The organism is Allorhizobium ampelinum S4, from assembly GCF_000016285.1.
Classification (GTDB): Bacteria; Pseudomonadota; Alphaproteobacteria; order Rhizobiales; family Rhizobiaceae; genus Allorhizobium; species Allorhizobium ampelinum.
The window spans coordinates 288,339-308,653 of sequence record NC_011989.1; the positions used below are offsets into that span (position 1 = coordinate 288,339).

A 20,315-nucleotide genomic window follows, 5' to 3' on the forward strand; every position below is an offset into this window, starting at 1 on the left:
GTTCTTACTTGAAGACGGCGCTGGGGTTGTCGAGGCTGTCGGAGCCTTCCAGCTTGACTTCGCCGAGATCAAGGGCGGCCACGACGCGCTGGATCGACTTGGTCTGGTCGATCAGACCGTCGATACCAGCCTGAACGGTGGCATTACCGTCCTTGTTGTTCTCGGCAATCATCTGGTCGTAATGCTCGACGGACTTGGCGCGCTTGACGAGAGCGGTCATCGCCTTCATCGTCGTGTTCAGCTTGGACTTCATTTCCTTGTCCAGCGCCTTGTCCTTGGCGGCAACCAGATCCGACAGGGACGGGCCGGTCATCTTGGTGCCATCGATACGGGTATATTTGCCGGTATAGGCCGAGCGGATGCCGAGTGCGTCGTAATAATGCGAATTATGGGTGTTGTCGGAGAAGCAGTCATGCTCTTCTTCCGGATCGTGCAGCAACAGCCCAAGCTTCATGCGCTCGCCAGCCAGTTCGCCGTAGGACAGCGAACCCATGCCGGTCAAAATAGCTTTGAGGCCGGAGGTCGGATCGGCCAGCAAGGTCTTGGTTGCTTCACCTTCCGGCTTCCAGGCATCGACCATTTCTTGAAGGTCGGAGACCAACAGGGTCGAGGCCGACTTCAGATATTGGGCGCGCCGGTCGCAATGACCGCCGGTGCAATTCTTCAGGTCGTAATCGGTAAAGGGACGGTTGCCGGCGCCTGGGCCGGTGCCGTTCAGGTCCTGGCCCCAGAGCAGGAATTCGATGGCATGGTAGCCGGTTGCCACATTGGCTTCGACGCCACCGGCTTCCTGGAGCTTGTTGGCCAGGAAATCCGGGGTCAGATTGGTGGCATCCACCTCTTCGCCATTGATCTTGATCTTGGTATTGGCAATCACATTGGCAGTGTACAGCGCATTGGTATCGCTTTCCGTGCCGTAGGATTTATCGACATAGTCGATCAGGCCTTCGTCCAGCGGCCAGGCATTGACCTTGCCTTCCCAGTCATCAACAATCTTGTTGCCGAAGCGATAGACTTCCGACTGCTGGTACGGCACACGCGCCTTGATCCAGGCGGAGCGGGCCTTGTTGAGGGTAGACTTGCTAGGCTTAGCGAGCAACGCGTCAACGGCGGCATCCAGCGTCTTGGCTGTGGTAAGTGAATCCTGGTATTTCGCTTCCGCCAGCTCTGCATAATGCTTCAGCACCGCATCTGCTTCCGGCGCTTTCGCTGCCGGAGCGGCAAAGCTGGTGGAAGCGATGAAAAGCGCCAGACCGGCGCCGATCATGAGTGATCGAGACATGCCCTCTCCTTTGACGCCTTTGGCGTCGCTTGTGATCTGTGGGCATGTCATGGAACAAAATTAAACTAGTGTCAAACAATCAGGAATAGCCCCAAATTTTTAGGGTGTATCCGGGTTTCAGGCTTTGACCATCCGGCAGAAGAAAAATCCGTCGGTATCGGTTGCAGCAGGGCTCAAGGTCAGGCTTTTGCCATGGGCGGAGATGGGCTTGGCGACTGAACCACCAAACAGCCCCGTCCAGCGCTCCAGCATCGGCATCGGCGAAAATTGCGGATGGGCGGCGGTGAAGGCTTCGATCTGCCGGTCATTTTCCTCTGGCAGCACCGAGCAGGTGACGTAGATCAGCTCGCCGCCGGACCGGACATAGGTAGCAGCCTCAGTCAGCGCTTGTTGCTGCTGTTCGATCCGCTCCTGCAAATTGCGGTCGGTTAGCCGCCATTTGGTGTCGGGCCTGCGACGCCAGGTGCCGGTGCCGGTGCAGGGGGCATCGACCAAGACCTTGTCGAACCGTCCAGTCAAAGATTGCAGGGCGGCAACCCGGTCATGGACCTGGATATTATGTGTGCCTGCCCGTTTCAGCCGCTCGATGATCGGCGCCAGCCGCTTGCGGTCGCTATCATAGGCATGCACCTGGCCCTTGTTGCCCATGGCGGCTGCCATGGCCAGCGTCTTGCCACCGCCGCCTGCACAGAAATCCAGCACCTGGTGACCTTCTCCCGGTTCGACCAGCGCCGAGACGATCTGCGATCCTTCGTCCTGAACCTCGAACCAGCCCTTCTGGAAGCCAAGCTCGGCGGTGACATTCGGCAGGCGCGACGGGCCTTCACCCGGCTCAATGCGGATGCCGATGGGAGAAATGGTGGCAGGTCTTGCCTGCGTATGCGACAGCGCCTTGAGGACCTTGTCGCGATTGGCCTTCAGCGTGTTGGCGCGCAGATCGAGGCTGGGACGCACGGCCAGCGCCTGCGCCTCGCGCAGCCAGTCGGCTCCGAACACGGCTTCGAAGGATGGAACCACCCATTCAGGAATATCACCCTGGACAAACTGCGGTGCGTCCTCCAGCGTTCGGCTGGAAAAGGCTGCCGACTGTGCCTGCGTCAACGGTGCCGGAGCAAAGCTGTCGCCATCAAGGTCCGCTGCAAGGCTTTCGGGGGCCATTCCCCATTGCCGCAGCAATACGGCATAGCCGAGGGCGGCAGGGCTGTCGTCATCCATGATATAGGCGTGGGAAAGCTTCATGCGCAAGGCGTCATAGACGATATTGCCTATGGCGGCGCGATCACCGGATCCGGCGAAGCGATGCGCCAGGCCCCAATCCTTCAGGGCGTCGGCCACTGGCCTGCGGCGTGTCTCGATATCGCTCAGAACTTCTATTGCCCCGGCTAGCCGTCCGCCCAAACGCATGGTCTTCTCCTTGGTGATCCATCAGACCTTGCGTGGTAGCGATGAAATGCCGTTGGGGCAAGCTGCGTTACTGAAGACTACCAAAAAGTGGGGGCAAATTTTCGATAGAAGCAATAGGCATCAGGATAACAGAACACCCTGGCATGGTTTAATCCATCCGCCGTGCTTAGGGTTTGTTGAGATTTAGGTCTGGGTGTGGCGAAAACGGTGATTTTCGAGAACCGGAGCGCAGTGTACTTGAGTACATGAGCACCGGAAGCGCAGAAAATTGCCGTTTGCAGCCCGACCAGGCCTGAATATCAACAAATCCTAGCCGATCAGCTCGTAGCAGACCTTGGCTGTGCCGCTGCCGACCATGCCGATATCGGCGGCGGCTGCCTTTGACAGATCGAGAACCCGGCCCTTGATGAACGGACCGCGATCATTGATCCGCACCACGACTGTCTTGCCGTTGTTGCGGTTGGTGACCTTGACCTTGGAGCCGAAGGGCAATGACTTATGAGCGGCTGTAAAGGTCGTAGGGTTCATCCGTTCGCCGGAAGCAGTGCGCGAGTATAGCGCATACCAGGAAGCGCCACCGCAACCATTTGCTGCAAAGGCCTGGAGAGGGCTGAAAGCAACAAGAGAGGTAATAGCTGCTGCGATGAGGACTGACCGACTGAGAGGCACCAAGTTTTCGTTTCCCTTTGCTATTTCTGAGATGAAATTTGCGTAGGGAGGCTTAAAGGTGGTCAAAAATGGCAAAAAAGTGCCTCAGTCGATCACGGAATGTTACGTTAAGATATATTCGTGATGATGAGGCGAAATTTACTTTTTGGTAGGAATTTAGAAAAACTGTTTAAAAACAGCCTAAAAACGCAATAATATTGCGAGCTATGTGATTTTGAATCGATCACAAAATATTTTTCCCTTGTCTCGAAAAATTACACATCAAACGCGGGGGTAAGTCGGCAAATATGGCGAAATTGGCGCAATTTTTGAGCGAAATAGGGCGCAATTCAGGAATGAATGTGCTTGCCTACCCCCGCCAGCGGCCTGAAGACCAGAGTTGGCTGAGAGAAACCCGGTAGTCGGGATAGGCAAAGGCAAAGCCCAGTGCCCGGACCTTGGCATTCATTACCCGCTTATTCTCACCGTAAAAGGACCGCGCCATCGGCGACAGCTCGGCTGTCTCGAAGGCCTGTTCCGGCGGCGGCTCGACCTCCATCAGCCGGGCAGCCTCTGCCACCACATCCTGTGGCGGGGCGGGTTCGTGGTCGGTGATATTGAAGATCCCCTGTTCGTTTCGCCCGGCCAGAAACCAGGTCGCGGCGGCAATATCTTCGACGCGGATCCGGTTGAACACCTGATCCTTTTTCACCAGACGCCGGGCCGTGCCTTCGGCCATGTTGACAAGACCATTGCGACCCGGCCCGTAAATGCCTGACAGCCGCAGTGTCGAGAGCGGCACACCTGCCGCAAGCGCGGCTCTTCCCCAGGCCTGTTCGGCTTCCACCCGCTCTTTGGAGCGCACCGAGACAGGTTTGCAGACCGTGTCTTCATCTACCCAAGCGCCCTGGTGGTCGCCATAGACGCCGACGGTCGATAGATAGGCCAGCCATTGCACTTTAGGCATCCATGTCTTCAGCGCGCCCTGCGTCAACCGCAGCAGCGGGTCGCCGTCGCTGCCAGGAGCAATCGACTGGACGACATGGGTGGCGCAGGCCATGGCCTGGATGATCTCGTCTGAAAGACGTTGGCCGTCGAAAACCAGCGGTTCGATGCCGAGATCGCTCAAAGCCTTGGCCTTGGCCGGTGAGCGCGTCGTGCCACTGACGGGAATGCCCTGCTGGATAAAATGCTGGCCAATTGCCTTGCCGGAATATCCGGCGCCAAAAATCATCAGTCTCATGGGGTCACTCCGGCTGCTATCCATTCCGCCCTGACATCGCTATCAGGCTCATTCTCTCTATAATGTGCGAGAGCGCCAAAGGCTTGCGGCTCCATCAGGCGCGATAACGCCCAGACTGCCATGCCACGCACATCCGGTGAGGCATCGGCGAGCAGGTCCAGGCAGGGCGTGATCAGCGTTGACAGTCCCGAATTGCCAGCCGCGATCAGCACATTGCGCACAAACCTGTCACGTCCGATCCGCTTGACCGGCGAGCCACTGAAATGGCTGCGGAAGCCTGGATCGTCAAGGGTGAGGAAAAAGGCGATGTCAGGTGCCATCAGGTCTTCGCGGGCCTGAAGCTTGATCTCCCGCGTCTGCGCTGCGAACTTGTTCCAGGGACAGGCGGCCAGACAATCGTCGCAGCCATAGATCCGGTTGCCGAAAGCCGGGCGCAGATCGCGATCGATCACGCCCTTATGCTCGATGGTGAGATAAGAGATGCAGCGGCGGGCATCGATCTGGTAGGGGGCCGGAAAGGCTGCTGTCGGGCAGGCGTCGAGACAGGCGCGGCAGGAGCCGCAATGGTCGCGCTCCGCTGCGTCCAGTTCCAACTCGGCCGTGGTGAACAGACTGCCGAGAAACAGCCAGGAGCCGTAATCGCGGCTGACCAGATTGGTATGCTTGCCCTGCCAGCCAAGCCCGGCAGCAGCGGCCAGCGGCTTTTCCATGACAGGGGCGGTATCGACAAAGACTTTTACATCCTCACCGGCCCGGGCGGCAAAGCGGGTGGCGATTTCCTTCAGCTTGCCCTTGATGATGTCGTGATAATCACGGTTGCGGGCGTAGACGGAAATCGCCGCCTTGTTGGGCTGCGCCTGTAGAGCGCGCGGATCGGTCTCAGGGCCGTAATTCAGGCCGAACATCACGATGGAGCGGACCTGCGGCCACAGCACTTTCGGATCGCCGCGCCGCTCGCGCGTTTCCTCCATCCAGGCCATGGTCCCGTGATAGCCAGCGTCCACGAACTCCATCAGCCGGGCAGGTGCCTGGGGAATGCTCTGCGGCCCGGTGATCCGACAGAGGTCAAAACCCTTGTCCGCTGCTTCCTGGCGGATAAAGGCGGAAAGCTTTGCGGCCCGCGCCTTGGCCTTTTCTGCCGTCCGCTCCGGGCTGCCTTCCTTTGCCATGGCTTTTTCCGTCAGAAATCCAGATCCGCATAGTGGGAAACAGGGGTGAGGCCACGCACCCGCTCGGCCAGCAGCGGTCGGAACGACGGGCGCGATTTCAGCCGCTGATACCAGTCCTTGGCAATCGGTGATTCCGCCCAGTCGATCTCGCCAAGGTAATCCAGCACCGATATCGCCGCACCGGCAGCAAGATCGCCATAGCTGAGCCGGTCACCCGCCAGCCAGGTGCGCGAGCCAGCCAGCCAGCTCAGATATTTCATGTGCTGGCGAATATTGCCACGGGCGGTGCGCAGCACCTTGGAATCCGGTGCGCCGCCACCAAGCCCGTTGGGGATCTGCAATTTGAATACCCGCTCACGGGCCAGTGGCCGGGTGACGTCCTGTTCCATCTTTTGCAGGAACCAGTCCACCAGCCGTCGGATTTCGGCGCGCTGGAAGGGGTCTTCGGCCAAAAGCCGACGGTCCCTCTTCAACACGCCATGGGTTTCGTCCAGGAATTCCGATATGACCGTGCAGCCACAGAGCGTACGCATATTGTCATCGACATAGACGGGCAGGGTGCCGGCGGGATTGAGGGTGAGAAATTCCCGGCGCTTTTCCCAGGTCTGTTCTTCGACCAGATCTGCCTGAAAACCGTATTCCGACAGGATCAATCGGACAAAGCGGGACGTGGTTGACATCGGATGGTGATACAAAGTGGGCATTGATGGGGCACTGTTCCGGTTGGGGGCGATGATCGGGGCTGTCTGGTTTCTCTTGGCTGGCCATTCCATCTGGCCATAACATCTGGCCAGGGGGCCAACCTTGCGTCTATAGGAATTTCATTCCGTCATACAAGCGAATCGCTTTCCTTGTCACGCCTATCAAAGGACAATCCATGGAAGATCAATCGATCGTCAGCGCCCTTCTTCTCGGTCTTATCGAGGGTCTAACGGAATTCATCCCGGTGTCTTCGACGGCGCATGTGCTGTTGGCCGGTCATTTTCTCGGCTTCAAATCGCCCGGAAACACCTTTGCAGTGCTGATTCAGCTCGGTGCCATTCTTGCTATTTTGGCTGTCTATATCCAGAAATTGCTGGGGATTGCGCTGTCTTTGCCCAGCAATCCTAAAAGCCGCCATTTCGTCCTGGCTGTGCTGGTGGCTTTCCTGCCCGCCGCCATCATTGGCGCGCTGGCCCACGACTTCATCAAGGCCGTGCTGTTTGAAACCCCGATGCTGATCTGCGTGATGCTGATCCTGGGCGGGGTGATTCTTCTGTGGGTTGATCGGATGACGTTCAAGCCCCGCTATACCGACGTGATGGATTATCCGCTGTCACTGGCTCTGAAGATCGGCCTGTTCCAGTGCCTGGCGATGATTCCCGGCACATCACGGTCGGGCGCAACCATTGTCGGCTCGCTGCTGATGGGCACAGATAAGCGTTCGGCCGCCGAATTTTCGTTTTTCCTGGCGATGCCGACCATGTTGGGGGCCTTCGTGCTGGATCTCTACAAGAACCGCAATGCGCTCAGCATGGATGACGGCCTGCTGATCGGCGTCGGCTTCCTTGCGGCGTTCATTTCGGCGCTGTTCGTGGTGCGTGGACTGCTCGATTTCGTCTCCCGCCGCGGCTATGCACCCTTTGCCTGGTGGCGGATAGCCGTCGGCGTCGTGGGCCTGATCGGCCTTCTGGTCTGGGGATAAGACAAACCCAAGGGGCCCCTTTGCTTTGAGGGGCCTGCCCATCCTGTGGCGCGTCGTCAAACGATTGGCGGCGTGACGCACACGAATTCCTACAGCGCCGCGTGTTTTATGAACGCACGGCGCTGTAGTGTTTTTCAGAGAAAAATGGAAACGCGCTTCCAGAAACGTAAACAAGAGAAACTATCTCTTTGTTTTACGCATACCCTGATGGAAAACCGCTTTTTACGGTTCCCGGAAAGGGTCTGTGACGGGGAACAGGATGACCCGCAGGTCTCAGCGGGCAATCGAGCCCGTGCTGCAAGGGTCAACACCGTAGGCGGGTGCGCAATTGCCCTTACGAGCTGCGACCGTCGAGGGAGCGACGAAGGAACCTGCGATGACAACCAATGCCGCACACGCAAAAAACAGTGCGATAGATTTGCCCATGAAATCAGTACCTCAGAAGAATGTGAAATGGCGGGTGCGAAGAACGCTGGCCCCATGCATTGATCCGTCTTTACGCATGGCCCACCTCAACATCAATAGCGGAATGTGCTGAATTGGCAGTTAATGAAACTAATTAATTTCTGCGTCTTTTGTGCAACGCCGACACAAAGCCAAAGCCGTTCTGGAGACAGAGTTTGTCGTCCCTTGAAAGCTGGATTCAGCTTCCCCCTGACCAACCCTAACCCGCCGTTCATGCGCCGGATGGAGCGCATGAACAATTCCCAAGAGTGATTCTCAATCCGATGCCGATCAGGCTGCCTTGCCGGAGCGGCTATATTGTCCATGCGGACGGAAATGGATGAGATAGGAGGGCAGCACGGCGGCAACGGCCGTTGGCGTAATGCCAAGGGCTGTGAGCGTCCGGCCTTCCTTCTTGGCGGCTTCGGAGACCACGTTATCACTTTTCAGCAGCGTCAGTTGATCGTTGGTCAGCGGCGGTGTGATCAGCGGAATAGCCGAGGCGACGGAGGCAAGCAGCGAAGCGATACCAAAGGGCAGCGACACCAGCGGATTAGTGCGGTCGATAACCCGCAGCATTTCCTCAAGACATTGCCGGAAGGTCAGAACTTCCGGTCCGCCCAGCTCAAAGAGACCGGCAGCCACCTTGCCGTCGACCGCTTTGGCCACGGCTTCGGCCACGTCTTCGACGAAGACCGGCTGGAATTTCGTCTTGCCGCCGCCGATCAAGGGTAGGACGGGCGACAGGCGGGCCATTGCTGCAAATTTGTTGAAGAAGCTGTCCTCAGGGCCGAAAACGATGGATGGCCGAAGGATGACCGCGCCCGGCGCGACCTGGCGGATGGCATCTTCGCCCCGGCCCTTGCTGGCTGCGTAGCTGGAGGCGGATTTCGCATCGGCGCCGATGGCCGAGATATGCACCAGCCTGGCACCTGCAGCGGTTGCTGCTTCAGCCACGGCACGGGCACCGAAATCCTGCACGGCGTCGAACTTGTTGCGGCCTGATTCCAGCAGGATGCCAACGCAATTGACGACAACCGACGCGCCTTCAACGGCCTTTGCGACGCTGTCGCGGTAGCGCAGATTGGCCTGGGACAGCGAAATCTGTCCGACATTGCCGAACGGCAGCACGAAACCCGCCAGATCGGGGCGGCGCACGGCGACGCGCACCCGGTAACCGCGTTGGGCCAGCACCCGCACCACATGCCTGCCCACGAATCCGGAGCCTCCGAAAACGGTAACGAGCGGCGGAAGATTTGCGAACGTCATAGAGTGCTCCTGCGGATCGGAATATCAGACCAATTCATCTGCTGTCTCATATCGCTAATGCGCTGCGAGGTGAAGCAGAATCATGCTGTTCGATGTCTGGGACCAGAGTTAATAGAACCGCTTTGAAACTGGGATCAAAGGTTGCCTTCGACCAGAACAATCTCGCCGTCGGCGACTTCCTGGCGGATCTTGACGGCGGCCTGATATTCCGGCGAGTGATAGCAATCATAAGCGGCCTGAAAGGACGGAAACTCGATGACCACGTTGCGGGCCCGGCTTTGGCCTTCCACGGCATCCGTCTTGCCGCCACGGGCCAGAAAGACCGCGCCGAAACGCTCAAAGGCCGGCTTTGCCGTCGAGACGTAATCCTTGTAGCGTTCCGCATCACGCACATCGACGCGCGCGATCCAATATCCCTTTGCCATCAAATCACCTCTTTCGGTTTCTCTTTGGTGATCGGCGAATTTTGCGGCAAGGTCAAGCCACCAGTATGGGCGGCCAGTATGGGCGGCCAATGGGCGAGCGGACGGAAAGGGTGCATGCGCGATGTCTTGGGGCCTTGGCTTTGGCCGCAAGAATGAGGCATTGTCAAATCCAGCGCGACAGCCAGCCCGTCTGGGTCGCCAATCGGAGACGGGGTCAAGGTGGGCAATATTAGCAACCTGATACGCAATGAAATGAGCAGGGAGATCAACAGGCTTCCAAAGCTCACGCCGGTCCTGTTGTTTTTCCTGTTGTCCGTTCCTTTGCTGCCGGTCCCCTTTACCACCGTCTCGCTGATGGAAGGCAGTGCGTTCGCGGCCTCCGCGCCTGCTGCCAGCCATGGCGCGCTTGCCAAACCCTGCGCTCCCTCGGTTTATGATGCGCTGCGCGACACGCCGCTTGAGGCCGAAAGCGTCTTGCGTTTGGCCTGCAAGGTCGAGTTGAGCCATGACGATCTGGTGATGCAAAACCTGGAATTGCTGGGGGCCGATGCCAGCGGTGTCAGTATCGATTGCCATGGCGGTGTTATCGGCCTTCCGGGAAGTGTGCCGAAGGGCGCGCCGCCCACCATCCGCATTGCCTCGCTGCGCAAGGATGATGGGAGCTGGAGCGTTCCGCACGACATCGTGATCCGCAATTGCAAGATATACGGTTCCATCCACATCATGGGGCTTGGCGCCAATGGCGAGGCGGAACTGGTGCGGCAATCCTCGCTCAATCGCAACCATACCGAATATGCCCAATCAGTCGCACCTTCAGGCATCGTGCTGGACACTCTGTCGATTGTCGCCGATGGCCCGATCCCGCTCTATGTCGCGCCCGGTGTCACCCATGTGACCCTCTCGCACTCAACCATCCAGGGGCAGACCAAGGGATCGGCGATCTATCTCGACGCGGAGACCGCGCATAACACCATTTCAGGCAATAGTTTCGAACTGGCGACGCGAAGCCGGGAAATGATTGCGGTCGATGGGTCTGCTCATAATGTCATCGAAGCCAATAGCTTCGCCAACGCGCAGCATGGCGGTATTTTTCTCTATCGCAATTGCGGCGAGGGCGGCACGATTCGCCATCAAACCCCGCAGCATAACCGGATCGCCGATAATAAATTCACCTACCAGGACGTTTTTCGCCCACGCCCGGCTATCTGGCTGAATGCCCGCGAGGCCTGGCGCAATCTCTATTGCTATCAGGACCCGCCAGCGCCCTTCGGCAGCGGTGCCGACAACCATAGCTTTGCCGATTTCAACACCGTCAGTGGCAACCAGATCATTGGTGGGGACGCCGACCTGATCCGCGACAATGGCCAAAACAATGTGCTGAGCGGCAATGGCATCAAGCCTTGAGGACAGCTCCTCATAGACATCAGGTGAAAGCGGCCTGCATTTCGGCGAGAATGACCTGGGTTGCTGCTCTCGGATCGTCTGCCTTGACGATCGGGCGGCCGACAACCAAATGGCTGGAACCGGCATGGATGGCGTCTGCCGGCGTCATCACCCGTTTCTGGTCACCGGCATCACTGCCAGCGGGGCGGATGCCGGGCGTGACAATGGCCATGTCGGAGCCGAGAATGGCGCGCACAGCCTGCGCTTCCTGCGCCGAGCAGACGATACCGCCCATGCCTTTTTCTTTTGCCTGGGCGGCCCGCTTCAAAACCAGCGACCGGGCATCGCCTTGATAACCGGCATCATTGAGATCCTGGTCATCCATCGAGGTTAAGACCGTCACGCCAAGCAGGCAGAGACCCGATCCCTGGGCTGCTTCCACGGCGGCTTGCATGGCTTTCGGATAGGCATGCAGCGTCAGCATGGTCATGCCCATCCTGACGATATTCTCCACTGCCGAGGCGACGGTATTGTCGATATCGAGCAGTTTCATATCCAGAAAGACCTTCTTGCCGCTTTGGGCGAGATCTCGGGCAAATTCCAGCCCGCCTGCAAAAGCCAGTTGATAGCCGATCTTGTAGAAAGTCACGTCTTCGGCCAGCGTCGAGACCAGTTTTTCCGCCTCAGTGACGGTGGCGACGTCAAGCCCCACGATCAAACGATTGCGCGCATCCATCAACGATCTCCCTGCCAGATTTCCATGGCGGTCCAGTCGCATGTGACGGTCAGATCCGCAAGAGTGAAGCAGAAGAGATTGCCGCCACCCGGTGGCTGATCGCCGCTTCGGTGGATCGGCTGGCCTTGCAGGTGGCATTTCAGCAGGGTTCCGACGCCGCCATGACCGATGAAAGCGATGGGAACCGTCGGATCGTGCTGGCCAAGAACATCCTGGATCGCCCCGACAATCCGGGCTTGCGCATCAATGGCCCGCTCCCAGCCGCAAAAACTGTCTTCAGGATGGGCAAAGAACCAGTCCGCCGCCTTTTCAAACTCCGATGGGGTCAGAAATCCGGTCGCGGAACGGTCGTTTTCATGCATGGTCTCGATCTGTTCGACACCAATATTGGCTGCACCCGCCAGGATCGCCGCTGTTTCTACTGCCTTGGTCTCGGCGCTGCTGACGATACGGCCAAGCTGGCGCACCCAAGCGGCTGTCGCCGTCCGGCGGGTCCGCTCCTGCCCCAGGTCGGACAGTCCCCATTGCGGTACCGGCACCTCCGGGTCGATCCGGACCTGCGGATGGGTGATGTAGACGGCAAACATGTCTGGGCTTTCTTCAGCGGCGGCGATAGATCCAGAGCTGGGCTGGCGGAATGTTGCGGACCACGAAATCGAAATGCTGGATGAAATAGCTGCCGCCCTTGGCAATGATCGGCGACATCGGCCCGTAGGAAATCTGCATGAAGGGCCGTCCATGCGGCATACGGTCCAAAAGGTCCTCTAGCAGCCGGATGCGTTCCTGCATCGGGAAGTTCAAAAGCGGCATGGCGGAAATCACGCAGTCGAACGACAGGCCGGACAGCGGGCCCAGCGTCTTTTCCAGGTTGAAGGCGTCACCATGGACGAAATTCACGCCCGGGATCGTCTCCGTCAGGTGCCGGTGGAAGTCGGCGGAATATTCGACCGAAACCAGTTTCTCTGGCTTGATGCCGCGCGCCAGGATCGCCTTGGTGATCACGCCCGTTCCCGGTCCCAGTTCCAGCACTGGCAGTCCGCTTTCCGGCGTGATGATGCTGGCCATGCGCCGGGCGGTAATGGTGGAGGTCGGCACGATGGCGCCCACCAGCTTCGGCCCTTGCATCATGCCCTTGAAGAAACGGATTTCCTCATCGAACTTCTTTTCCAGCCGCTGCTTCAGGTTGAGCTTCATTCGCCGTCATCTCCCAAAAAGATATGCTGCGCCGATCATGGGCGCATAATCGGCATGTTGATGCGATTTGTCGCGAAAACAAGACAAAATGGCGCACATGTGAAAATTTTGTGTCTCACCCAAGTCGGACGGTGTTGCAAAAGACGCAATTCAGCCAGCGCTTTCCGGGTCAGGTAAAACAGAAACGCCGCCCCGGCTTGCGCACGAGACGGCGTTATTGATTGATGGCAGAGACGGATGGTCTAAACGCGCATTGGCATCAGCACGTAAAGCGCATCGTCGCCAGCCGTATCGCGGATCAAGGTCGGCGATCCGGCATCGGCCAGAAGGAAAATCGCTTCTTCGCCGGACAGCTGAGCGGTGATGTCGAGCAGATATTTGGCGTTGAAGCCGATTTCCATCGCGTCGCTTTCGTAGCCGACGGCGACTTCCTCGGTGGCGCTGCCCGAATCCGGGTTGTTGACCGTCAGCATCAGATGGCCGTCGCCGATGGCGAGCTTCACCGCCCGGCCACGTTCCGACGAAATGGTGGAAACACGGTCAACTGCGCGGGCGAATGTCTGGCAATCCACCCGCATTTCCTTGTCATTGGCCTGGGGAATGACGCGCTGATAATCCGGGAAGGTGCCGTCGATCAGCTTCGAGGTCATGACGATCTCGCCAATATTGAAGCGGATCTTGGCGTCGGACACTTCGAGCGCCACGATCAGATCGGGATTATCGACCAGTTTCTGCAACTCGCCAACCGTCTTGCGCGGAATGATGATACCAGGCATGCCTTCCGAACCGGACGGCGCTTCCACGTCGGCGCGGGCCAGGCGGTGGCCATCGGTGGCGACGGCGCGCAGCTTCAACTTGCCATCGGCTTCAATGGTATGGAGGTAAATGCCGTTCAGGTAATAACGGGTTTCTTCCGTCGAGATCGCAAATTGGGTGCGATCGATCAGCATTTTCAGGTCCGAGGCCTTCAACTTGAAGGAATGGCTGAAGCTGCCAGTGGTCAGATCAGGGAAATCCTGCTCCGGCAGGCATTGCAACGAGAATTTCGACCGACCCGAGGCGACCGTCATGCTGGCACCATCCGGATTGGTCGAGAGCAGCACCTCAGCGCCGTCAGACAGCTTGCGGACGATTTCATACAGAAGATGGGCTGGAACCGTGGTCGCACCGGCCTGCTCGATATTGGCCGGGGTCGCTTCGGTGACTTCCAGATCGAGGTCGGTTGCCTTCATTGACAGGCTCTGGCCTTCGGCGCGCAGCAGCACGTTGGACAGGATCGGAATGGTATTGCGCCGCTCGACCACCCGATGAACATGGTTCAGGGACTTCAGAAGATTGGACCGTTCAAGAGTAATACGCATCGACGCTGCCACTTTCGACCTGTGCGATCCGGCATTCGGGATCGGCTTGCCTTGATCCGGGCGACGATGCCCGGCTTTATTCGGACGGGCAAAATGGCAGCAAAGACGATCAAAATGCAAGGGCCTGCCGTCTTTTGGCGGGCCTTGGCCGAGGCTTTCCACCACAGATCACGCTCCTTGGCGTGCAGGGACGCTTGCGGGGGCGGCCTGCCTCGCCCATAACAAGGGTTAGGCCATGCGTATCATGCGCCTGAGTGGACTGGTTCGGCCAAGGGCTGTCCGAATGAAAAGAGAATGGGATGAGTGCCGTGGCAGAGACTGTGAACACGCCGGATGACGGGCAGAAAAGCTTCCGGCTGCATGATCGCCCGATCACGGCCCGGCCAATCGAGCCGGCGCTCTATCTGGTGGCCACCCCGATCGGCAATCTCTCCGACATCACTTTGCGGGCTTTGGAAGTGCTGGCCGGGGCCGATGTTCTGGCCTGCGAAGATACCCGCGTCACCCGTGTGCTTCTGGATCGCTATGGCATCACCACCCGTCCCTATGCCTATCACGAATATAATGCCGAGGAGGTCGGGCCGAAGCTGATCGAGGCGCTGGCCTCTGGCAAATCCGTGGCGCTGGTTTCCGATGCGGGGACGCCGCTGGTGTCCGATCCGGGGTATCGGCTGGCGAAGCTTGCCATCGAGGCGGGGCTGCGGGTCGTGCCATTGCCGGGGCCGTCGGCGCCGCTTGCCGCCCTAGTCGGCTCCGGCCTGCCCAATGATGCCTTCCTGTTTGCGGGTTTCCTACCCACCAAGGACAAGGCCCGCCGCGACCGGCTGGCGCAATGGGCGGCAACACCGGCAACGTTGATTTTCTTTGAATCGCCGCATCGGATTGGCGCGACCCTTGCCGCGGCAGCCGAGGTGTTGGGCGCGGAGCGCAGCGCCTGCGTCTGCCGTGAACTGACCAAGACATTCGAGGAATTCCGGCGCGGCACTCTGGTAGAATTATCCGACTGGTATGATGACGAGCGCCAGGTCAAGGGTGAAATCGTGCTGGTGGTCGGGCCGCCGCTGCCCTCCGGTCCCCCGGATGCCGCCGATGTGGACCGGTTGCTGGTACAGCTCGCGCAAACCCTGCCGACGGCGGGGGCGGCTACTGAGGCCGCCCGCCAGACCGGCCTACCGCGCAAGGATCTTTATCAACGCCTGCTGGAGTTGAAGGCCGAGTGAGGGCTGACGAAAAAAAGCCGAGGGAAAAATCCGGCGCAGCGCGCAAGCGGGCCGAACGGCGTGGCCGTTGGTCGGAATATCTGGCGGCTGCCTATCTTCTATCGAAGGGCTATCGGATCGTCGCCCTGCGTTACAAAACCCGCTCAGGCGAAATCGACCTTATCGTTCGACGCGGCGATCTGGTCGTGCTGGTTGAGGTCAAGGCGCGTGCCACGCAACAATCCGCCGTCGATGCGGTGAGTTTTGAGAGCCAGCGCCGCATTCGCGCTGCCGGAGATCTCTGGCTGTGCCGCCAGCCGGATGCCAGCCGCCTGTCGATCCGCTGCGACATTGTTGCGGTACTGCCCTGGCGTTGGCCGAGACATTTTCCGGGTGCTTTTTGAGGACGCATTACCCCTAAAAATATTGGGTATTTTAGTCGGATTTCAGTTTCGCCGCCAATGTGACGGTGCTGTCATAAAACATTCAAGTCTCTGTCATCTTGGCTCACTAAGGGCATGCTCACCCCAGATTGGCGGAGAGGATCTACCATGTTCAAAAAGCTTTCGATGGCGGCGCTGGCCGTGACCGTATCGACCACATCATCATTTGCCGCAACCAACATCAGCTGGTGGCACGGCATGGGTGGCCGCAACGGCGAAGTCATCAATGAATTGTCGCAGAAGTTCAACGCTGCCCAAGGCGAATGCGTTTTGACGCCTGTTTCCAAGGGCTCCTACGAAGAAGCGCTGGCCGCTGGTATCGCTGCTTTCCGCTCGCACGATCAGCCCAACATTCTTCAGGTGTTTGATGCTGGTTCTGCCACGATCATCAATGCCAAGGGTGCCACTATTCCCGCAGAAGATCTGCTGTTGAAGGCCGGTTACAAGTTTGACCGCAGTGCCTTCATTGAAGGTGTGCGCTACTTCTACGCCGACAAGACCGGCAAGTTCGTCGGCATGCCGTTCAACTCGTCGGCGCCTATCCTCTACATCAACACCGAAGCCCTGAAAAAGGCTGGCGTTGAAGCACCAAAGACCTGGGAAGAGTTTGAAGCCATTGCCCCAAAGCTGAAGGCTGCCGGTTATATTCCGCTGGTTCAGTCGCAGTTGACCTGGGAATTCACCGAGAATTTCTTCTCGCGCAACAACATCCAGTTCGCCTCCAACAACAATGGTTATGACGGTCTGGCTGGCACCACCATCAATGTCACCGATCCAAACCACGTGATGATGTATGACAAGCTGAAGGCCTGGAAGGATGAAGGTTACTTCGCCTATTACGGTGCAGGCTGGAACGACAACCAGAAGCCTTTTGAAGAGGGCAAGGTTGCGCTGTGGGTTGGCTCTTCCGGCTCGTTCGGTGGTTTGCAGAAGACGGCTTCCATGCCATTTTCCGCTACCTTCCTGCCCTACTGGGGCTCCATCAAGGGTGCGGGCGTGCATAGCTTTATCGGCGGCGCTGCCCTTTATGCCATGTCCGGCAAGACGGAAGCTGAAAACAAGTGCACAGCCGCTTTCTTCAACTTCCTGACTCAGCCTGAAATCCAGAAATTCTACCATCAGGCCACCGGTTATGTTGCCATCACCACGGCGGCTTACGAACTGGCCAAGAAGGAAGGCTATTACGAAAAGGCTCCTGTTGCCGAAGTGGGCATCAAGCAGCTTCAGCTTCCCGGCGGCGAATGGGACAAGGGCTATCGCCTCGGCTTCTACCCGCAGATCCGCTCTGTGATGGAACGCGAATACAACAAGATCTTCTCTGGTGAAACCACGCCAAAGGCTGCGATGGAAACCATCAAGAAGGAAGCTGACGAAATCCTGGCACGCTTTGCCAAGACCGCAGGCTGAACCCTGACAATTGAGATCTGATCTCTCCCGGAGGCGATCTATCGCCTCCGGGACTTGCTTTGAAAGGTTGCCGCGATGAAGCGCGTTCAGTTCAACTCGCGATTTCTGCCTTATGTCTTTTTGGCTCCGCAATTGTGCATTGTGGCGATCTTCTTCTATTGGCCGGCGGTGCAGGCCATCCAGTCGTCCTTCTATATTGAGGACCCGTTCGGCTTTGGCTCAACCTTCGTGGGGCTGGCCAATTATGTCGATATGTTCAGCTCGTCTGAATATCGTAAGATCGCGCTGTTTACGCTGTGCTTCAGCGTGGTGGTGACGTTTTTGGTGCTGTCCATCGGAACCGTGCTCGCCGTCAAGGCTGATGCCGTGATCCGCGGACAATCGGCCTACAAGACCCTGCTGATCGTTGTCTACGCCATCGCGCCGCCTGTGGCTGGCCTGATCGGCATGATGTTCTTTGATCAACACATTGGTCCCTTCGTGAAATTCGTCGCCCTGTTTGGCTGGGACATGAAGGTGGGTCTGAACTATTTTGACACCGCCTTTGCCATGGTGACAATCGCGGTCTGGAACCAGATTCCCTACAATTTCATCTTCATTCTCTCAGGCCTTCAGGGCATTCCGGCCTCGGTGCGCGAAGCCGCCACGCTGGATTGCCGCTCCGGCACCCGCCGGTTCTGGACCGTGACCATGCCGCTTTTGACGCCGACCGCGTTTTTCCTGCTGGTGGTCAACATGACCTATTCGCTGTTCGATACGTTTGGTGTGATCGACGTGATCGTCAAGGATAAGCCCGCCGATAACCCGATCACCTTGGTTTACAAGGTTTATACCGATGGCTTCCGGGGCAATGACATCGGCTCTTCTTCCGCGCAGTCGGTGATCCTGATGGTCGTCGTGCTGGTTTTGACAATGATCCAGTTCCGCTTCATCGAGCGGCGCGTCCATTACGGTTGAGGAGAAGACCATGTATAAAACCAAACTCTTCGACCATGTGATCTTGCTGCTCGGTGTTCTTGTGATGCTTGGCCCGCTGGTTGTGGCCTTCACCACCTCATCGCATACGGCAGCCGAAATCCACCAAAAGGGCCTGATGCTCTCCATGGGCGGACATCTTGGCGAGACCTATAACAAGGTGCTGTTTGCCCAGACCGGCTTTAACGGCAAGGTCACGGGTCTCAGCATGCTGCTCAATTCGCTGATCCTCGGCCTTGGCTTTGCCATCGGCAAAATCGTGCTGTCGATGATGGCAGCCTATGCGATTGTCTATTTCCGCTTCCGCTTTGCCACGCTGGCCTTCTGGATCATCTTCACCACGCTGCTGTTGCCGCTGGAAGTGCGCATCATGCCGTCCTACAAGGTGGCGAGTGATCTGGGGCTTTTGAATTCCTATACCGGCCTGATCCTGCCGCTGCTGGCGTCTGCCACCGGCACTTTCTTTTTCCGGCAATTCTTTAAATCCGTGCCGGAAGAGCTGTTGGAAGCGGCCCGTATCGACGGTGCCGGTCCATTCAAGTTCCTGATTGATATTTTGATCCCGCTGTCGCGCACGATGATTGCGGCGGTGTTCATCATCATGTTCGTCTATGGTTGGAACCAGTATCTCTGGCCCATGCTGATGACCACGGATGAGAGCTTTTACACACTGATGCGCGGTATCAAGCAGATCCTTCAGGTCTGGGTGGGTGCGCAAATTCCCGATTATAACGAAGCCTTTGCCATGGCCGTGCTCGCTATTCTGCCCCCTGTCATCATCGTGGTGGTATTCCAGAGCTGGTTCATCAAGGGCCTCACCGAAACCGACAAGTAAAGGACAGTCCAATGGCTTCCATCGATATCAATCAGGTCTCGAAAATCTATGACGGCGGTGTGCGTGCGGTCAACAGCGTGGACATCCAGATCAACGACGGCGAATTCATCGTGCTGGTCGGCCCCTCCGGCTGTGGCAAATCGACATTGCTGCGCATGGTGGCCGGGTTGGAAAGCATATCCGAGGGCGTGGTGCGCATTGGTGATCGGGTGGTCAACACGGTTGAACCGGCGGACCGCGACATCGCCATGGTTTTCCAGAATTACGCGCTCTACCCGCATATGACGGTGCGGCAGAACCTGGCCTATGGCCTGAAAAACCGCAAAACCCCTAAGGACGAGATTGACGCACGCGTGGCCGAGGCCGCCCGGATGCTGGAACTGCAACCCTATCTGGACCGCAAGCCCAAGGCACTGTCCGGTGGCCAGCGCCAGCGCGTTGCCATGGGCCGTGCCATCGTGCGCAAGCCGGCCGTTTTCCTGTTTGACGAGCCGCTGTCCAATCTCGATGCCAAGCTGCGCGTCTCCATGCGCGTCGAGATCCGCAAGCTGCAACGCCGGCTTGGTACGACATCGATCTATGTCACGCACGACCAGCTGGAAGCGATGACGCTGGCCGACCGGCTGGTGGTGCTGAACGGTGGCCGGATCGAGCAGATCGGTACGCCGCTTGAAGTCTATCACGCGCCTGCCTCGACCTTCGTTGCCAGCTTCATCGGCTCCCCGGCCATGAACCTTGTCACCGGCCGCCTGGATGGCAATCGTCTGTCGCTTTGGCCGGTCAGCTTCACCTTCGAGGGCGAGACCGATTATCGCGGCGAAGTCACGATCGGCCTTCGGGCGGAGGATCTGACGGTTGCAGCCCCTGGTCAGCCCTATGTGCCATTCCGTGTCGATTATGTGGAAGAATTGGGTGCTGTCCGCCTCGTACATGGGTTTGTCGGCGATCAGGCTCTTTGCGCCTCGCTGCCGGTTTCGACGGTGCTGTCAAACGAGATGCGGCTGGGGGTCGATCCACAGAAATTCCACTTCTTCGACCGGGAAGGCCGCCGCCTTGCTCTGCCCTTTGCCACCGCACAGATGACCTTCGGGGCTCAGGCTGAGACGGTAGAGGCCTGAAAAGCCGGTCGGCTCACGCCATTGCCAGCGAGAGCCGATTGTCACGTTTCCCTTCACCGCTTTCTTGGGCAAACGCTAAAATGCATGTGACTGGAT

20 protein-coding genes are annotated in these 20,315 nt (G+C 58.3%); 8 read left to right on the forward strand and 12 right to left on the reverse strand.

Annotated features, from left to right (window positions below; genetic code table 11):
• Window positions 1-4 precede the first annotated feature (4 nt).
• The 6 genes from AVI_RS01375 to AVI_RS01400 form a co-directional block, all read right to left on the reverse strand.
• The gene (locus AVI_RS01375; protein WP_012654752.1) at window positions 5-1,282 is read right to left on the reverse strand and encodes an imelysin family protein; all 1,278 of its coding nucleotides are present in this window, start codon (window positions 1,280-1,282) and stop codon (window positions 5-7) included.
• A gap of 117 nt (window positions 1,283-1,399) precedes the next feature.
• A complete protein-coding gene (locus AVI_RS01380) occupies window positions 1,400-2,686 on the reverse strand; it encodes an RsmB/NOP family class I SAM-dependent RNA methyltransferase (RefSeq protein WP_012654753.1) in 1,287 nt (428 codons plus the stop codon).
• Window positions 2,687-2,995: 309 nt separating this feature from the next.
• Window positions 2,996-3,331 (reverse strand): septal ring lytic transglycosylase RlpA family protein, encoded by a 336-nt coding sequence (locus AVI_RS01385; RefSeq protein ID WP_409065484.1) that lies wholly within the window; start codon window positions 3,329-3,331, stop codon window positions 2,996-2,998.
• A gap of 373 nt (window positions 3,332-3,704) precedes the next feature.
• A complete protein-coding gene (locus AVI_RS01390; RefSeq protein WP_041696112.1) occupies window positions 3,705-4,577 on the reverse strand; it encodes an SDR family oxidoreductase in 873 nt (290 codons plus the stop codon).
• Window positions 4,574-5,746 (reverse strand): tRNA epoxyqueuosine(34) reductase QueG, encoded by a 1,173-nt coding sequence (queG, locus tag AVI_RS01395; protein WP_012654756.1) that lies wholly within the window; start codon window positions 5,744-5,746, stop codon window positions 4,574-4,576. The genes AVI_RS01390 and queG overlap by 4 nt, the downstream gene beginning before the upstream one ends.
• A gap of 11 nt (window positions 5,747-5,757) precedes the next feature.
• Window positions 5,758-6,450 (reverse strand): glutathione S-transferase family protein, encoded by a 693-nt coding sequence (locus AVI_RS01400; protein ID WP_012654757.1) that lies wholly within the window; start codon window positions 6,448-6,450, stop codon window positions 5,758-5,760.
• A gap of 173 nt (window positions 6,451-6,623) precedes the next feature.
• On the opposite strand from AVI_RS01400, the gene AVI_RS01405 reads away from it, so the two are divergent.
• Entirely contained in the window at window positions 6,624-7,430 is an 807-nt protein-coding gene (locus AVI_RS01405) for an undecaprenyl-diphosphate phosphatase (protein WP_012654758.1), read from the forward strand.
• Between the two features lie 735 nt (window positions 7,431-8,165).
• On the opposite strand, the gene AVI_RS01410 is transcribed toward AVI_RS01405, so the two are convergent.
• Together AVI_RS01410 and AVI_RS01415 are read right to left on the reverse strand one after the other, a co-directional pair.
• Window positions 8,166-9,143 (reverse strand): complex I NDUFA9 subunit family protein, encoded by a 978-nt coding sequence (locus tag AVI_RS01410; RefSeq protein ID WP_012654759.1) that lies wholly within the window; start codon window positions 9,141-9,143, stop codon window positions 8,166-8,168.
• A gap of 134 nt (window positions 9,144-9,277) precedes the next feature.
• A complete protein-coding gene (locus tag AVI_RS01415) occupies window positions 9,278-9,568 on the reverse strand; it encodes a DUF1330 domain-containing protein (RefSeq protein ID WP_012654760.1) in 291 nt (96 codons plus the stop codon).
• A 219-nt stretch (window positions 9,569-9,787) separates the two neighbouring features.
• Here AVI_RS01415 and AVI_RS01425 point away from each other — a divergent pair, with 219 nt between their 5' ends.
• Window positions 9,788-10,972 carry a right-handed parallel beta-helix repeat-containing protein gene (locus tag AVI_RS01425; RefSeq protein ID WP_049777118.1) on the forward strand — a complete coding sequence of 395 codons (1,185 nt, stop codon included), beginning with the start codon at window positions 9,788-9,790 and terminating at the stop codon, window positions 10,970-10,972.
• A gap of 19 nt (window positions 10,973-10,991) precedes the next feature.
• Here the strand turns inward: AVI_RS01425 and pyrF are convergent, their stop codons facing one another.
• The 4 genes from pyrF to dnaN all read right to left on the reverse strand — a co-directional run bounded on the left by pyrF (window position 10,992) and on the right by dnaN (window position 14,242).
• Entirely contained in the window at window positions 10,992-11,687 is a 696-nt protein-coding gene (gene pyrF / locus AVI_RS01430) for an orotidine-5'-phosphate decarboxylase (RefSeq protein WP_012654762.1), read from the reverse strand.
• Window positions 11,687-12,274 carry a histidine phosphatase family protein gene (locus tag AVI_RS01435; protein WP_012654763.1) on the reverse strand — a complete coding sequence of 196 codons (588 nt, stop codon included), beginning with the start codon at window positions 12,272-12,274 and terminating at the stop codon, window positions 11,687-11,689. Before AVI_RS01435 ends, pyrF begins: the two co-directional genes overlap by 1 nt.
• Before the next feature lie 13 nt (window positions 12,275-12,287).
• Entirely contained in the window at window positions 12,288-12,881 is a 594-nt protein-coding gene (pmtA, locus tag AVI_RS01440) for a phospholipid N-methyltransferase PmtA (RefSeq protein WP_012654764.1), read from the reverse strand.
• Window positions 12,882-13,123: 242 nt separating this feature from the next.
• On the reverse strand, window positions 13,124-14,242 hold the full coding sequence (gene dnaN / locus AVI_RS01445; protein ID WP_041697382.1) for a DNA polymerase III subunit beta: 1,119 nt from the start codon (window positions 14,240-14,242) through the stop codon (window positions 13,124-13,126).
• 299 nt (window positions 14,243-14,541) lie between these two features.
• Here dnaN and rsmI point away from each other — a divergent pair, with 299 nt between their 5' ends.
• The 6 genes from rsmI to AVI_RS01475 all read left to right on the forward strand — a co-directional run bounded on the left by rsmI (window position 14,542) and on the right by AVI_RS01475 (window position 20,219).
• Window positions 14,542-15,462, forward strand: coding sequence for a 16S rRNA (cytidine(1402)-2'-O)-methyltransferase (gene rsmI / locus AVI_RS01450; protein ID WP_012654766.1), 921 nt, complete (start codon window positions 14,542-14,544; stop codon window positions 15,460-15,462).
• On the forward strand, window positions 15,459-15,845 hold the full coding sequence (locus tag AVI_RS01455) for a YraN family protein (RefSeq protein ID WP_012654767.1): 387 nt from the start codon (window positions 15,459-15,461) through the stop codon (window positions 15,843-15,845). Before rsmI ends, AVI_RS01455 begins: the two co-directional genes overlap by 4 nt.
• 147 nt (window positions 15,846-15,992) lie before the next feature.
• Window positions 15,993-17,291 (forward strand): extracellular solute-binding protein, encoded by a 1,299-nt coding sequence (locus tag AVI_RS01460; protein WP_012654768.1) that lies wholly within the window; start codon window positions 15,993-15,995, stop codon window positions 17,289-17,291.
• Between the two features lie 75 nt (window positions 17,292-17,366).
• Window positions 17,367-18,248, forward strand: coding sequence for an ABC transporter permease subunit (locus tag AVI_RS01465; protein ID WP_012654769.1), 882 nt, complete (start codon window positions 17,367-17,369; stop codon window positions 18,246-18,248).
• Window positions 18,249-18,258: 10 nt separating this feature from the next.
• Window positions 18,259-19,101, forward strand: coding sequence for a sn-glycerol-3-phosphate ABC transporter permease UgpE (ugpE, locus tag AVI_RS01470; protein WP_012654770.1), 843 nt, complete (start codon window positions 18,259-18,261; stop codon window positions 19,099-19,101).
• 11 nt (window positions 19,102-19,112) lie between these two features.
• Window positions 19,113-20,219, forward strand: a complete 1,107-nt coding sequence (locus AVI_RS01475; RefSeq protein WP_012654771.1) for a sn-glycerol-3-phosphate import ATP-binding protein UgpC — start codon at window positions 19,113-19,115, stop codon at window positions 20,217-20,219.
• The last annotated feature ends 96 nt before the right edge of the window (window positions 20,220-20,315 follow it).